This is a genomic window from Kitasatospora sp. NPDC006697 (assembly GCF_042869935.1).
GTDB lineage: Bacteria > Actinomycetota > Actinomycetes > Streptomycetales > Streptomycetaceae > Kitasatospora.
In genome coordinates, this window is the sequence record NZ_JBIAGU010000033.1 from 13644 (window position 1) to 26304 (window position 12661).

The following is a 12661-nucleotide window of genomic DNA, read 5'->3' on the forward strand; positions in this document are numbered from 1 at the left end:
CGGGCGCCCGGCACGACGCCTGGCGCCCCGCACCGGGGGCTCGCGGCCCGCCGCTGCGGACAGCGGCCCGGCCGGGTCCCGGCCATCGTGGAATGGCCGAAAGTAGCGCAAAGCCCGGGAGGGCATCCGCATGCCCTCCCGGACCTCCGCCACCACCCGCGGGGAACTGAGGCAGCGGCATCCCCCGGCCCGCCGGGTCCTCGACGGCGGGCCGACCCACTGCCCCTAGCGAACTGCCGGGACGCCCGTGGAACCAGGGGGCACAGGTGGGCGCACATCGACACGGGACCGGAGCACGGCGCTCCCCCTGACGAATCGTCAGCAAGCGCCACCCCGCCGCCGCCCCGCCGCCGCCACCCGGGCGACCCCCGGCCGGCCCCCGGCCCGCCCCGCACCGCACCCGCGCCCCCGCCGCCCCGGGCGCGCGATCGCGCCAACCGGAATATCTCCCCTTAACCCTGGGAACGCGGCCGACTACGCTAGGTGCCACCGATCGGGCCGCCGCGCGCACACCCAACAAGGGGGCCGTCGCATGAGCACCACCCCACGAGGACCGAACGAGCGGCTCGGCACCCTGCTGACCCAGGCTCAGATAAGCAACGCCGGCCTGGCCCGGCGGGTCAACGACCTGGGCGCCCAGCGCGGTCTGACGCTGCGCTACGACAAAACCTCGGTGGCCCGCTGGGTGAGCAAGGGCATGGTGCCGCAGGGCCCCGTGCCACACCTGATCGCCACCGCCATCGGCGGCAAGCTGGGCCGCCCGGTGCCGCTGGACGAGATCGGCCTGGGCGGCACCGACCCGGCCCCCGAGCTCGGGCTGGCCTTCCCGCGCGAGGTGGCGGAGGCGGTCCGCTCGGCCACCGACCTGTGGCGGGTGGACCTGGAGCTGCGCCGGGGCGCGGGCGGCGGCCGGTGGAGCGAAACGCTGGCCGGCACCTTCTCGGCCGCCGCCTACACCACCCCCGTCTCGCGCTGGCTGATCAGCCCGGCGGACAGCGCGGTGGCCCGCGAGGAGCCCGCCGGCGCACGCCCCGGCACCCGCGGCCGGGTCGGCCAGTCGGACGCCGCCAAGCTCCGCGAGGCGGCCCAGGAGGCCCGCCGCTGGGACTCCAAGTACGGTGGCGGAGACTGGCGTTCCTCGATGGTGCCGGAGTGCCTGCGACAGGAGGCGGCGCCGCTGCTGCTCGCCTCCTACAGCGACACGGTGGGCCGGGCGCTGTTCGGCGCGACCGCCGAACTGACCAGGCTGGCGGGCTGGATGGCCTTCGACACCGGGCAGCACGAGGCGGCCCAGCGCTACTACATCCAGGCGCTGCGGCTGGCCCGGGCGGCGGCCGACGTGCCGCTGGGCGGCTACGTGCTGGCCTCGATGAGCCTGCAGGCCTGCTACCGGGGCTTCGCCGAGGAGGCGGTGGACCTGGCCCAGGCCGCGCTGGAGCGCAACCGCGGGCTGGCCACCAACCGCACGATGAGCTTCTTCCACCTGGTGGAGGCCCGGGCGCAGGCCAAGGCCGGCAACCCGGCGGCCTGCGGGGCGGCGCTCACGGCGGCCGAGGGCGCGTTGGAGCGCTCCCGGCCCGGCGATCCCGATCCGGCGTGGATCGACTTCTACGCCTACGACCGGCTCGCGGCCGACGCCGCCGAGTGCTTCCGCGACCTCGGGATGCCCGCCAAGGTGCGCCAGTTCACCCAGGAGGCGCTGGCCCGCCCGACCGAGGGGTTCGTGCGCTCGCACGGCCTGCGGCTGGTGGTCTCGGCGATGGCGGAGGCGGAGGCGGGCAACCTGGACGCGGCGGTGGAGGCCGGCGAGCGGGCGGTCGAGGTGGCCGGCCGGATCTCCTCGCAGCGCAGCCGCGAGTACGTGCTGGAGATGCTGCGCCGGCTGGAGCAGTTCCAGGGCGAGCAGCGGGTGCGCGAACTGGCCGAACGGGCCCGCTCGGTGCTCGCGGCACCCGTCTAGGCGGTACTGACGCGGCGCCGCGCACCGTGGCACGATCCGCAGCATGGCGGACGAGAGCTACGACGTACTGGTGGTCGGCGCCGGCATCGTGGGCCTGGCGACGGCCCGGGCGCTGGTCGGCGAGCGGCCCGGGCTGCGGGTCGCGGTGCTGGAGCGGGAGGCCGCTCCGGCGCGCCACCAGACCGGCCGCAACAGCGGCGTGATCCACAGCGGCGTCTACTACCGGCCCGGCTCGCTCAAGGCCCGGTTCGCGGTCGAGGGCGCGGCGGCGATGGTCCGGTTCTGCCGCGAGCACGGGCTGGCGCACGAGGTGACCGGCAAGGCGATCGTGGCCACCCGGCCGGCCGAGCTGCCCCGGCTGGCGGCGCTGGCCGAGCGCGGCCGGGCCAACGGCATCCCGGTCGAGGAGCTGACCCCGGCCCAGCTGCGCGAGCGGGAGCCGGAGGTGGCCGGCCTGCGGGCGCTCTGGGTGGCCGGCACCGGGATCTGCGACTTCGCCGAGGTGGCCCGCTGCTACGCCCGGCTGGCCGGCGAGCGCGGCGCCGAGCTGCTGACCGGCCACCGGGTGACCGGCATCGCCCGCCGCCCGGACGGGGTGACGGTGCGCACGGCGGGCGGCCGCGAGCTGCGCTGCGCGGTGCTGGTGAACTGCGCGGGCCTGCAGAGCGACCGGATCGCCCGGCTGGCCGGCGACGAGCCCGGGGTGCGGATCGTGCCGTTCCGCGGCGAGTACTACGAGCTGGCGCCGCACCGCCGCGACCTGGTGCGCGGGCTGGTCTACCCGGTGCCGGACCCGGCCTTCCCGTTCCTCGGCGTGCACCTGACCCGGGGCGTGCACGGCGACGTCCACGTCGGCCCGAACGCGGTGCCGGCGCTGGCCCGGGAGGGCTACGACTGGCGCACCGTCAGCCTGACCGACCTGGCCGGCACGGTCCGGTTCCCCGGCACCTGGCGGCTGGCCCGCCGGCACTGGCGGTACGAGCTGGGCGAGCTGCACCGCTCGCTCTCCAAGCCCGCCTTCGTCCGGGCGGTGCGCCGGCTGCTGCCCGCCGTCGGGCCGGACGACCTGGTCCGGGCCGGCGCCGGGGTGCGGGCCCAGGCGGTGGACGTCCGGGGCGGGCTGCTGGACGACTTCGCCTTCGCCGGCTTCGACCCGGCCGACCCGCGCTCCCCGCGCCGCACCGTGCACGTGCTGAACGCCCCGTCGCCGGCCGCCACCGCCTCGCTGCCGATCGGCGCCGAGGTGGCCCGCCGGGCGCTGGCCGCACTGGACGCGGGCTCCCGGTGACGCCTTCGGGCGGTGCGCCCGGCCCCCGTACACTCGACGGCATTGTGACTGCGACTGCCTCCACCTCCCCCAGCGAGCTGCCCGCGCCGCGCCCGTCCGAACGGCTCTCCGCGGCACCGGCCGGCTACCCGGCGCCGATGTACCCGCACAAGGCCACCGAGGCCCAGCACCGCGAGCACCGGATCCGCACCTTCCAGCCCCGGCGCGGCCGGATGACCCAGGTGCAGGCCGGCGCGCTGGACCGGCTCTGGGAGCGCTGGGGCGTCGCGATCGACGGCACCCCGCTGGACCTGGGCGAGCTCTTCGGCGGCCTGCCGGTCACCCTGGAGATCGGCTTCGGCATGGGCGAGACCACCGCCGCGATGGCCGCCGCCGACCCGGCGATGGGCATCCTGGCTGCCGACGTGCACACCCCGGGCCACGGCGCGCTGCTGAACCTGCTGGAGCTGAGCGGCGCGCAGAACGTCCGGCTGGCCGCCGGCGACGCGATCATCCTGATCCGCGACATGCTGCCGGACGCCTCGCTGGCCGGGCTGCGGATCTTCTTCGCCGACCCGTGGCCGAAGCCGAAGCACCACAAGCGCCGGCTGGTCCAGCACGGCTTCCTCGACCTGGTGCTGCCCCGGCTGGCGCCCGGTGCGCTGCTGCACTGCGCCACCGACTGGGAGCCGTACGCCGAGCAGATGGCCGAGGTGCTGGCCGCCCGCCCCGAGCTGGTCAACCTGCACCCGGAGGGCGACGGCAGCGGCTGGACCGACGGCCGTGAGGAGGACGGCACGGTGCCCGGCTACGCCCCGCGCCCCGCGTGGCGCCCGGTGACCAAGTTCGAGCGGGCCGGCCTGGCCAAGGGCCACGTGGTGCACGACCTGCTCTTCCGCAAGGTCTGACCCGCGGCGCCCGACCGAACGTGATCTGACGCTCCGTCACGGGCGGTCGACCGACCGTCGAGGAACCCCTGACGGGAAGCGGGATCCTCGCCTACGCTTTCCGGGTGAGCCGCCCGCACCGCCTCCGCACCGCCGGCGGGGCCGCCCTGGTCCTGGCGCTCGGCGGCTGCGCGGTGCTGCTGCTGCGGCTGGTCCAGCGGCAGACCGGCACCACCGGGCTGCTGGTGGGGCTGGGCCTGGCGGTGCTCCCGGTGCCCTTCGTGCTGGCCGCGCTGACCTGGCTGAACCAGGGCGCCCGGTTGCCGCTGCGCCGGCTGGCGCTCTGCCTGGCCTGGGGCTCCTGCGCCGCCACCCTGATCGCACTGCTGGCCAACGGCTGGGCCGGCTCCTGGCTGGTGGCCGCGCAGGGCAGCGAGCGCGGGCAGGCGCTGGGCGCGGAGCTCGCCACCCCGCTGATCGAGGAGACCGCCAAGGGCCTGGTGCTGCTGGCCGTGATGCTGCCGATGCGCCGGCGGCCGCGCCGGGGCACCGGGCCGTCGCCGCGGGCCCGGGTCCGGCTGCGGCACCGGCGGGTCGCCGCCGGCCTGGTGCTGGGCGGCACCACCGCCTGCGGGTTCGCCTTCACCGAGAACGTGCTCTACCTGGGCCGGGCCTTCACCGACGACCAGCAGCAACGGCTGGACTCGATCGGCCTGGGCCTGACCCCCTCGCTGCGCGACTACGACGACACCGTGCACGCCTTCCTGCTGCGGGCGCTGCTGACCCCGTTCGCCCATCCGCTGTTCACCGCGCTGACCGGCCTGGGGCTGGCCGTCTCGCTCGGCTGCGCCCGGCGCTGGACGGCCCGGCTGGCCGCGCCGGCGGGCTGGCTGGCGGCGGTCGCCCTGCACGGCGGCTGGAACGCGGCGGCGGGCCTCGGCACCCACGGCTTCCTGGCGGTCTACACCCTGCTGATGGTGCCCTGCTTCACCGCTCTGGCCGGCCTGGCGCTCTGGGCCCGCAGCCGCCCCGGCGGCCTGCCCCGGCACGCCGCCGGGGCCGCCGTTCCGGGGCAGGGGTGAATCGATTTCCCTTACGTGACGGCATCGCGTACTGTTGTGTTCACCGACGCGGGGTGGAGCAGCTCGGTAGCTCGCTGGGCTCATAACCCAGAGGTCGCAGGTTCAAATCCTGTCCCCGCTACTCAGTAGCACGAAGGCCCGATGGACATCGTCCACCGGGCCTTCGGCCTTTCCCGGGGCCGGCGCGGAAATCCCGGCGATAAATCCTTTGCCTCCCGCTCGGGCGGCTGCCTATGGTGGGCGTCGAACAGTGAAAGGAGGTGATCCTGAGTTGAGTACTAAGACGACTGCGCTCCGCGCGTCTGACTCGCTCGGGCGCGCCTCCGTGGAGCTGTCGGCCTGATCAGCCGGCGCCCCGCGGATGGAACCGCGCAGAAGTAGTCGAGCCCCCGGCGTGCCTCAAGGCGAGGCGCCGGGGGCTTCGGCATCCCCGGGCCGGGCGCCGGCCGGGTGACCGGCAGCTGTTCACCCGCCGGACGGACGCGCGAACGGGTGGGGCGGCGCTACAGTTCGTGCCGTCTGGAGCGGACCGGAGCGAACGGGGAGCGGGCGGATGGCGGGGCAGCTGGGGCTGGACGTGCTGGCGCGGCGCCGGCAGGCGGGCGTGATCGGGATCCTGACCGGGCTGGGCTTCCTCGGCCTGCTGCTCTACACCACCGCGGCACCGCACCCGGTGAGCGCGCTCGGTGCCGGGGTGATGATCTCCTGCGCCACCACCGTGGTCGGCGCGCTGCTCGGCTTCCTCTTCGGCATCCCGCACGTGCTCAGCACCAACAACGCGGCCGGCGGTCCGCCGGCGCCGGGCACCTACACCGCCAACACCAACCTGGAGCAGGTCTCCGACTGGCTGACCAAGCTGCTGCTCGGCGTCGGCCTGACCCAGCTCGGCAGCATCTGGCGGGGCGCCCGGGAGCTCGGCCGGGCGCTCTCCCCCGCGCTCGGCGGGCAGGCCGACGCCACCCCGTTCGCGGTGGCGATGGTGCTCTACTTCCTGGTGCTGGGCTTCCTCGGCGGCTGGCTGGTCACCCGGCTGATGCTGGCCGGCGCGCTGACCCGGGCCGACGGCGCCGCGCTGAAGCTCTTCACCAGTGCCCAGGAGCAGCTGCGCGAGGGCAACGAGGTCGGCGCCGAGGACCTGCGGGTGCAGGCGATGGGCCGGCTGGGCAAGTTCGCCGCGCAGGTCGCCGACCCGGCGCAGCCGCACCCGCAGACCGGGGTCGGCACCGCCCAGCCGGCGCCGGTGGTGGCCCAGATGGCGGAGGTCCGGGCGGCGGCGAAGAACTCCCCCGCCACCCCGGAGGAGGTCCGCGGGCTCTTCGCCTCCGACGACCCGGGCCTGCGGCTGCAGGCGCTGGCGCTCACCCAGGGCAACCCGTCGCTGGGCGACATCGAGAGCGTGCTGGAGTACATCGAGCACCCGCGCAGCGGCTTCGAGCAGTACCACGCGCTGCTGGCGGCCCGCGGCATGCTCAGCCGGCTCGGCCGCGACCAGCGGATCCGGCTGCGCAACGCGGTGGTGAACCAGTTGCTCGCCCCCGACGGCATCCCGGACGCCTCCGACCGGCGCTGGGTGGCGGAGCGGATCCTGGCCAAGCTGGACGCGATCGGCCAGGTGCCGACGCCCCGGCCGTCCGGGGTCTGATCCCGGGTCAGCCGGCCCGCCCGGCGGCGGCCAGCGGGCCGGCGGGCCGCGCGGCCGCCGGCCGGACCCGGTGGCGGCTCAGCACCAGCACGTAGCGCCGGCGGCCGTCGCCGGGGGCCCGGACGGTGCGCAGTTCACTGCAGACCCGGTGGCGGCCGAGCGCCGAGCGCAGTTCGGCCAGGTGCGGGGAGCGGCGGCTGGCCGCGTCGTGCAGCGGGTGCACCCGGACCTCGCCCTCGGGCGCGGTGACCCGGACCAGCTCCAGCAGGCCGGCCAGCTGGGCGGCCGGCGGGAACCGGTCGGGGTAGGCGAAGAGCAGGTAGGAGCTGAGGGTGAGGGCGAACTCCCCGTCGGCGAAGGGCAGCACGGGCAGCGCGGCGGGCAGGTAGCACTCCGGGTGGGCGGCCCGGTCGGCGGCGAACAGCGCCCGGGCCCGGTCCCAGCTGCGCAGGTACTTGTCGTGCGGCTGGTGCCGGGGCGAGAGGTACTGCCAGGGCCGGGCGGCCATCGCCGCCGCCATCACCCGGCGGGCCCGCTCGGCCTCGGCCAGCAGCTCGGCCGTCGGCCGGGTGTACGCCGGGTCGACGGCCACCGCCCGGCAGCCGAGCGCCCGGGCCTCGGCGACCAGGCCGGACGCCCCGCCGGGGCAGTCCAGCAGCGGGCCGGGCAGCGCCGCCAGGGCCGCCCTGCTGAGCCCGAAGAACGCGCAGTACTCGTCCAGCGGCCGCGAGGTGATCAACACGCCGTCCAGCCGAACACGGGTGCGGAAACTCCGCATCCGGACCGGGCCGCCCGAGTGGGGGCTTCCGGTGAACTCGCGGGGCCGCCCGCCGACGCCGCATCAGCCGCCCCGCGAGGGCGGCTCCTTCACCTCCCCCACACGTACCGGGCGGCCTTATGGTGATGCCGCGGGGGCCGCACCGGCTCACGACGCTCCGTCAGGAGCGCTCCTGGGGAGGGGAATCAGGTGCTACTGGGGAGTCATGGGGAACCATCGTGGCGGTTCGGCTCCGACTACCGGAGCCAGCTGCTCTGCTACCCGCTCTGGGTCCGGGAGGTGGAGGGGATCGCGGTGCCGGCCGGGGGGCTGGTGCCGGGTCCGCTGAACGGGGTGCCGGAGAGCGGGCGGCGGGCCGATCCGGCGCTGGCCGGGCCGTGGCGGGCCTGGTGGTGCTCGGCGGTCCGCCAGCACTTCGAGCTGCCGGACGAGGAGATCGTGCTCGACCCGGATGCCGACGGGCAGCTGCTGGGCCCGGACTTCGGCGCCGTCCCGGCGCCGCTGCGCGAGTCGGCCCGGCGGCTCTGGGGGCAGGCCTTCTGGGACTGGCACAGCTCCGGCCGGCGGGAGGCGGTGCGGCGCTCGGCGGGGCGCGGGCCGGTGGGCGAGGTGGTGGCCGAGGTGGAGGCCGAGATCGGGCGCCGCGCCGACCCGTTCGAACTGTCGGTCTGCTTCCTCGACGTCGCGGACCGGGAGATCCGGCGGGCCGGCCCGCGCGCCTTCCTGGTCCCGGAGGCCTTGGAGCCGACCCCCGCCTACCGCCACTGGCTGCACGGCGTGGTCCGGGCGCTGGCCTAGCCGGGGGGCTGGCCGTGCGGGCCCGGGGCTGCCAGGCTGGTCCCGGCCGGCTGGAGGGAAGCTCGGGATGTCACGACGGACAGCGCTCGGCGTGGTGCTGATCGGCGCCGTGGTCGCCGCCGCCACGGCGATCGTGGTGACCACGGAGCCGCCGCGCCCCGCCGCGATCGCCATCACCTCGGTGCCGCGCGGCGAGTGGCTGCGGCTGCAGGACCTCCAGTCCCGGCTGCCCGGGGTCGGCTCGGCCGCCGACTACGACCTGGCCTTCGGCACCCTGTCCGACCGCTGCCTGGAGTCCGAGGCCAACCTCTCCGACGAGGTGCAGTCGGTGCTCGGCCTGCTGCAGCAGCACGGGATAGACGACGAGAACCGGCTCACCGTGATGCGGCACCTGGCCGCCGTACTGCCGACCACCCTGAAGCAGACCTGCGCCACGGTGGCCAACGCCTACGTCACGGTGCGGGAGGAGTCCGCCTGACGCCCGGTCAGGCGGACAGCAGGGCCCGGGCCGCGCCGCGCGAGACGTTGGCCAGTCCGCGGGTCACGGCGGCGGCCAGCAGCAGGACCAGCAGGCCGGCCAGCGAGGCACCGGTCACCTGCCAGAACGAGGACAGGTAGTAGGCGTGGTGCACGTGGCCGCTGGTGTAGTCGAACACCCGGTAGCCCGGCCAGCCCACGTAGCGGTGGAAGACCCAGTTGTAGGCGGGCAGCGCGGCCATCGCCAGGCCGACCGAGTAGAGCGTGGTGCTGAGCGTGAAGCTGAACACCCGCCAGGGGAACATCAGCAGCTCGTGGGCGAAGGCCTTCCAGCCGGCGGCGTCGGCCAGCCCGGCCGTCGCCCGGCCCCAGAAGCCCTCCCGGGCGGCCCGCACCGGGGCCGGGGCCGGCAGCTCGGTGCCGAGCAGCCGGGCGATCCGGCCGCGCTCGACGGCGCCGAGCCCGCGGCAGCCGGCCAGCAGCAGGGCCAGCACCGGCAGCCCGAGCACCGTGACCAGCGTGCCGGCGCCCAGCGCGAAGCAGCTGACGGCCCAGCCGAAGCCGACGGTGCCGGTGAACAGCCCGCCGAGGACGTAGCCGTACTCGCGGGCCAGCCGGCGGGCCAGTGAAGGGGAGCGGCGGGCGGCCGGGACGGTGAACGGGGCGGCGGTGAAGGTGCTCGGGGAGGTCGTCGTCATGCCCTCAAGCCTGCCGGGGCGGGCCGCCCCGGGTAATCCGGCTGTCCGGCGGAGCCGGGGTGGGGTTATCCCCCCGCCCTCACTCCGGCAGCCCGGACCACTCCTGCTCCAGCAGCGAGTACTGCAGCGCGTCGTGCCAGCGGCCGCGCAGGAAGAGGTCGTCCCGGATCCGCCCCTCCAGCTGGAAGCCGGCCTTGCGCAGCACCCGGGCCGAGGCCAGGTTGGCCGGGTCCAGCCGGGCCGCCAGCCGGTGCAGCCCCAGCTCCTCGAAGCCGAAGCCGCAGAGCAGCCGGGCGATCTCGGTGGCGTACCCGAGGCCCCAGGCGTCCCGCCGCAGCGCGTACCCGATGAACGCCTGGCGCTGCTCCTCGGTTCCCTCCACGCCGAGCACCGCGTTGCCCAGCGGCACGGCGTCCTCGCCGTCGGCGGTGCGGGTGACGGCGAGCCGGTAGACGGTGCGCGGGGAGCGCTGCGCCTCGTCCAGGTAGAGCGCCACCTGGTCGGCGCAGTCCTCCCGGTCCCGGGGCTCGAAGGGCAGGTAGCGGGCGGCTTCCGGGTCGCCGAAGATCGCGTGCAGCGCGTCGATGTCGCGCTCCACGTGGTGGAACTCACGGATGGTCAGCCGGGGCCCGGTCAGCAGGACGGGGTGCATGGCACGTACGGTAGTGCGCCGCGGAGCGGCTACGGTACCGGTCATGGACGACGAGGACCTGCGGCTGGCACCCCGGCCGCACACCGCTGAGCTGCTGCGTTGGGCTGCCGAGCAGGGTTTCGGCCCGGTGCCCGAGGGGCCGCTGAACGCGGTCCTCACACTGCTCGAACTGGGTGACGCACGGCTGCACGACGGCTACCCCGAACTGACCTCCGCGCTGCTCCAGGAGCTGCTGTACGAGCGGATCCACCTCTACGTGCAGCCCGCGCCCGGGGAGGATCCGCTGGTCTACGGCGCGGCGGTGGAGCTGCTGATCGAGCACCAGAAGGCCGCGAAGCGGCTGAACGCCAAGCGGCGCGAGCGGCTGCTGGCCGAGGCGCGGTGGCAGGGCGAGCTGCTGGCCGGGCTGCTGCGCCAGCCGCACCTGCTGACCTGGCCCCGGCTGTACGCGCTGCTGCTGCGCGAGGCCGGCGTGGACACCGCCGACGAGGCCGCGGTGCGCAGCTGGCTGGACGGCTTCCGGGAGCTGGAGCCGGCCGGCCGGATCGCGGTGCTGGCGGGCGCGGCCGGCCTGGACCAGCCGGAGGGCGAGGAGGGCTGGACCGAGGGCGTGCTGCTGTCGATCGGGATGGCCACCGACGGCGCCCGGCTGCTGGTGGAGAACCGGCTGATGGAGCGCAGCTACCACAACCTGGCCGGGCGGACCGCGCTCGGCCTGCCGATGCCGGCCGAGCTGTCCGGCGACTTCCCGGAGTTCGAGGCGGCCGTGCAGGCCGAGGCGCTGCGGCTGCTCGGCGAGTGGACGGTGCCCGGGCTGCCGGCGCTGCTGCTGACGGAGTACCAGGAGATCGCGCCGGAGCCGGGGGCCGCCGAGGTGGACCAGTACATCGTCAAGCGCGGCCTGGTCGAGCTGCCGGACATCGCCGGCTGGACGCCCGGCCAGGACCGGGACGCCTGAGGGTCAGAGGGCCAGCCCGCGGGCCTGGAACCAGGCCGCCGCGTCGACCGGCGCGCCGCCGCCCGGGCGCACCTCCAGGTGCAGCCGGGCGGTGCCGGTGCGGCTGCCGGTGGCGCCGACACGGCCGAGCGCCTCGCCGGGGGCGAGCGGGCCGGCGGCGGTGATCGCGGACAGGTGGCAGTACCAGACCTCGGTGCCGTCGGGCAGGGTCTGGATCACCCGGTAGCCGTAGCCGCCGGACCAGCCGGCCGCGGTGACGGTGCCGGCGGCGACCGCGCGGACCGGGGTGCCGACCGGGGCGGAGATGTCCACGCCGGTGCGCAGCTCGGGCCAGGGGGTGGCGGCGGGGAGGTCGACCGGGCGGCCGGGCAGCGGGAGCACGGTGTCCGCGGACTGCTCCTCGGCCGGGGCCTGCCGCTCCGTCAGCTGCCGGGCGGCCGGCTGCTGGGCGGCGGCGCGCTTGGCGGCGGCCTCCTGGGCGGCCTCCAGCCGGGCGGCCTCGGTGCGGGCGGCCTGCTCGGCCTCGGCCCGCGCCGCCTGCTCGGCGGCCTCGTCGGCGGCGGCCCGGGCGGGGTCGGCCTGCTGCTGGATCCGGGCGGCCAGCGCCAGCCCGGGGTCGGCGTCCGGCGCGCTCACGGCGGCGGGGGCCGGCTCGGCCGCGGCGGCGCTGCTCGTGAGCCCGGCGGTGGCGCCGAGGGCGGCGGCCATCGCGGTGACGCCGAGCACCGGGGCGGCGGCGCGGGACTGCCGGGGCAGCCGGCGGGGTGCCTGGTCCCCGGGAGCGTCGGCGTGATCGAGCAGGGCGACCGGGGTGTGCGTCAACGCCACGGGGGGCGCTCCTTTCCTTCCCTCGCGCCTACCGGGTTAGCTGACGGGTTCGGAGCAGGAAGGTCTCCTACGGGCCAAGGCCCGATTCACCCCAAGGAACGTGGTTCCCCGGCTCCCCGGTCTGCACGGCTCCGCAGACCGAAGGATTAGGCGACGCGCACGGTGCCGTCGGGGACGGCGTTGCCGACCGCGCTGCGTTATCAAACGTTAATCCCATGGGCCCCTGATTCCAAGCCACTCTTTCCCCCCAACTCTGGGCTCACCCCGGGTAGCGAACTGAGTACCCGTACTCATGTGGGGCGCGGCCGAGTTGGCGATCCTTCAGGCATGACTTCCTCGGTGCAGCCACGGACCACCTCCGCCTACTACGTGCAGGCGATCCTCTCTTTCGCGCTGGCCGGCGGCGGCCTGGCGATCGGGATCGCCTACCTGCCCGTCAGCGCCTGGATGCGGGCCTTCCTGGCACTCGGCCTGCTCTACACCGTCACCTCCGCGTTCACCCTGGCCAAGGTGATCCGGGACCGGCAGGAGGCCGACGAGATGGTCACCCGGGTCGACCAGGCCCGGCTGGAGAAACTGCTCGCCGAGCACGACCCGTTCCGGGTCGAGAGCTGAGGACGCCCGACCGAAGGGC

13 protein-coding genes, 1 tRNA gene and 1 riboswitch are annotated in these 12661 nt (G+C 75.8%); of the genes, 10 read left to right on the forward strand and 4 right to left on the reverse strand.

Translation table 11 applies throughout. The annotated features are described in order from the left end of the window. Positions 1 to 532: 532 nt before the first annotated feature. The 6 genes from ACFYNO_RS33315 to ACFYNO_RS33340 all read left to right on the forward strand — a co-directional run bounded on the left by ACFYNO_RS33315 (position 533) and on the right by ACFYNO_RS33340 (position 6838). Positions 533 to 1960, forward strand: coding sequence for an MFS transporter (locus tag ACFYNO_RS33315; protein ID WP_388021254.1), 1428 nt, complete (start codon positions 533 to 535; stop codon positions 1958 to 1960). Between the two features lie 43 nt (positions 1961 to 2003). Beyond that, positions 2004 to 3248, forward strand: coding sequence for an L-2-hydroxyglutarate oxidase (gene lhgO / locus ACFYNO_RS33320; RefSeq protein ID WP_388021256.1), 1245 nt, complete (start codon positions 2004 to 2006; stop codon positions 3246 to 3248). Positions 3249 to 3292: 44 nt separating this feature from the next. After that, positions 3293 to 4135 carry a tRNA (guanosine(46)-N7)-methyltransferase TrmB gene (gene trmB, locus ACFYNO_RS33325; RefSeq protein WP_388021258.1) on the forward strand — a complete coding sequence of 281 codons (843 nt, stop codon included), beginning with the start codon at positions 3293 to 3295 and terminating at the stop codon, positions 4133 to 4135. 104 nt (positions 4136 to 4239) lie between these two features. Further along, positions 4240 to 5196: a PrsW family intramembrane metalloprotease gene (locus ACFYNO_RS33330; RefSeq protein ID WP_388021260.1), complete on the forward strand. Its 957-nt coding sequence runs from the start codon at positions 4240 to 4242 to the stop codon at positions 5194 to 5196. 47 nt (positions 5197 to 5243) lie between these two features. After that, positions 5244 to 5317: transfer RNA gene (locus ACFYNO_RS33335), tRNA-Met, on the forward strand. 432 nt (positions 5318 to 5749) lie between these two features. Next, positions 5750 to 6838, forward strand: coding sequence for a hypothetical protein (locus ACFYNO_RS33340; protein WP_388021262.1), 1089 nt, complete (start codon positions 5750 to 5752; stop codon positions 6836 to 6838). A gap of 7 nt (positions 6839 to 6845) precedes the next feature. Here ACFYNO_RS33340 and ACFYNO_RS33345 read toward each other — a convergent pair whose 3' ends face one another. After that, positions 6846 to 7580: a hypothetical protein gene (locus tag ACFYNO_RS33345; protein ID WP_388021263.1), complete on the reverse strand. Its 735-nt coding sequence runs from the start codon at positions 7578 to 7580 to the stop codon at positions 6846 to 6848. A gap of 225 nt (positions 7581 to 7805) precedes the next feature. Between ACFYNO_RS33345 and ACFYNO_RS33350 the strand changes: the two genes are divergently transcribed. Together ACFYNO_RS33350 and ACFYNO_RS33355 are read left to right on the forward strand one after the other, a co-directional pair. Further along, complete coding sequence (locus ACFYNO_RS33350; protein WP_388021264.1) at positions 7806 to 8414, forward strand: hypothetical protein; 609 nt, start codon at positions 7806 to 7808, stop codon at positions 8412 to 8414. Positions 8415 to 8481: 67 nt separating this feature from the next. Further along, positions 8482 to 8892 (forward strand): hypothetical protein, encoded by a 411-nt coding sequence (locus ACFYNO_RS33355; protein ID WP_388021265.1) that lies wholly within the window; start codon positions 8482 to 8484, stop codon positions 8890 to 8892. 7 nt (positions 8893 to 8899) lie between these two features. Here the strand turns inward: ACFYNO_RS33355 and ACFYNO_RS33360 are convergent, their stop codons facing one another. Together ACFYNO_RS33360 and ACFYNO_RS33365 are read right to left on the reverse strand one after the other, a co-directional pair. Then, the gene (locus tag ACFYNO_RS33360; protein WP_388021266.1) at positions 8900 to 9589 is read right to left on the reverse strand and encodes a sensor domain-containing protein; all 690 of its coding nucleotides are present in this window, start codon (positions 9587 to 9589) and stop codon (positions 8900 to 8902) included. A 79-nt stretch (positions 9590 to 9668) separates the two neighbouring features. Next, positions 9669 to 10241: a GNAT family N-acetyltransferase gene (locus tag ACFYNO_RS33365; protein ID WP_388021267.1), complete on the reverse strand. Its 573-nt coding sequence runs from the start codon at positions 10239 to 10241 to the stop codon at positions 9669 to 9671. 43 nt (positions 10242 to 10284) lie between these two features. Here ACFYNO_RS33365 and ACFYNO_RS33370 point away from each other — a divergent pair, with 43 nt between their 5' ends. Further along, positions 10285 to 11199: a hypothetical protein gene (locus tag ACFYNO_RS33370; RefSeq protein ID WP_388021268.1), complete on the forward strand. Its 915-nt coding sequence runs from the start codon at positions 10285 to 10287 to the stop codon at positions 11197 to 11199. Between the two features lie 3 nt (positions 11200 to 11202). On the opposite strand, the gene ACFYNO_RS33375 is transcribed toward ACFYNO_RS33370, so the two are convergent. Further along, complete coding sequence (locus ACFYNO_RS33375) at positions 11203 to 12027, reverse strand: M23 family metallopeptidase (RefSeq protein WP_388021269.1); 825 nt, start codon at positions 12025 to 12027, stop codon at positions 11203 to 11205. 10 nt (positions 12028 to 12037) lie between these two features. After that, a riboswitch (cyclic di-AMP (ydaO/yuaA leader) is annotated at positions 12038 to 12190 on the reverse strand. Positions 12191 to 12354: 164 nt separating this feature from the next. Between ACFYNO_RS33375 and ACFYNO_RS33380 the strand changes: the two genes are divergently transcribed. Then, positions 12355 to 12642, forward strand: coding sequence for a YiaA/YiaB family inner membrane protein (locus tag ACFYNO_RS33380; RefSeq protein ID WP_388021270.1), 288 nt, complete (start codon positions 12355 to 12357; stop codon positions 12640 to 12642). Positions 12643 to 12661 lie beyond the last annotated feature (19 nt).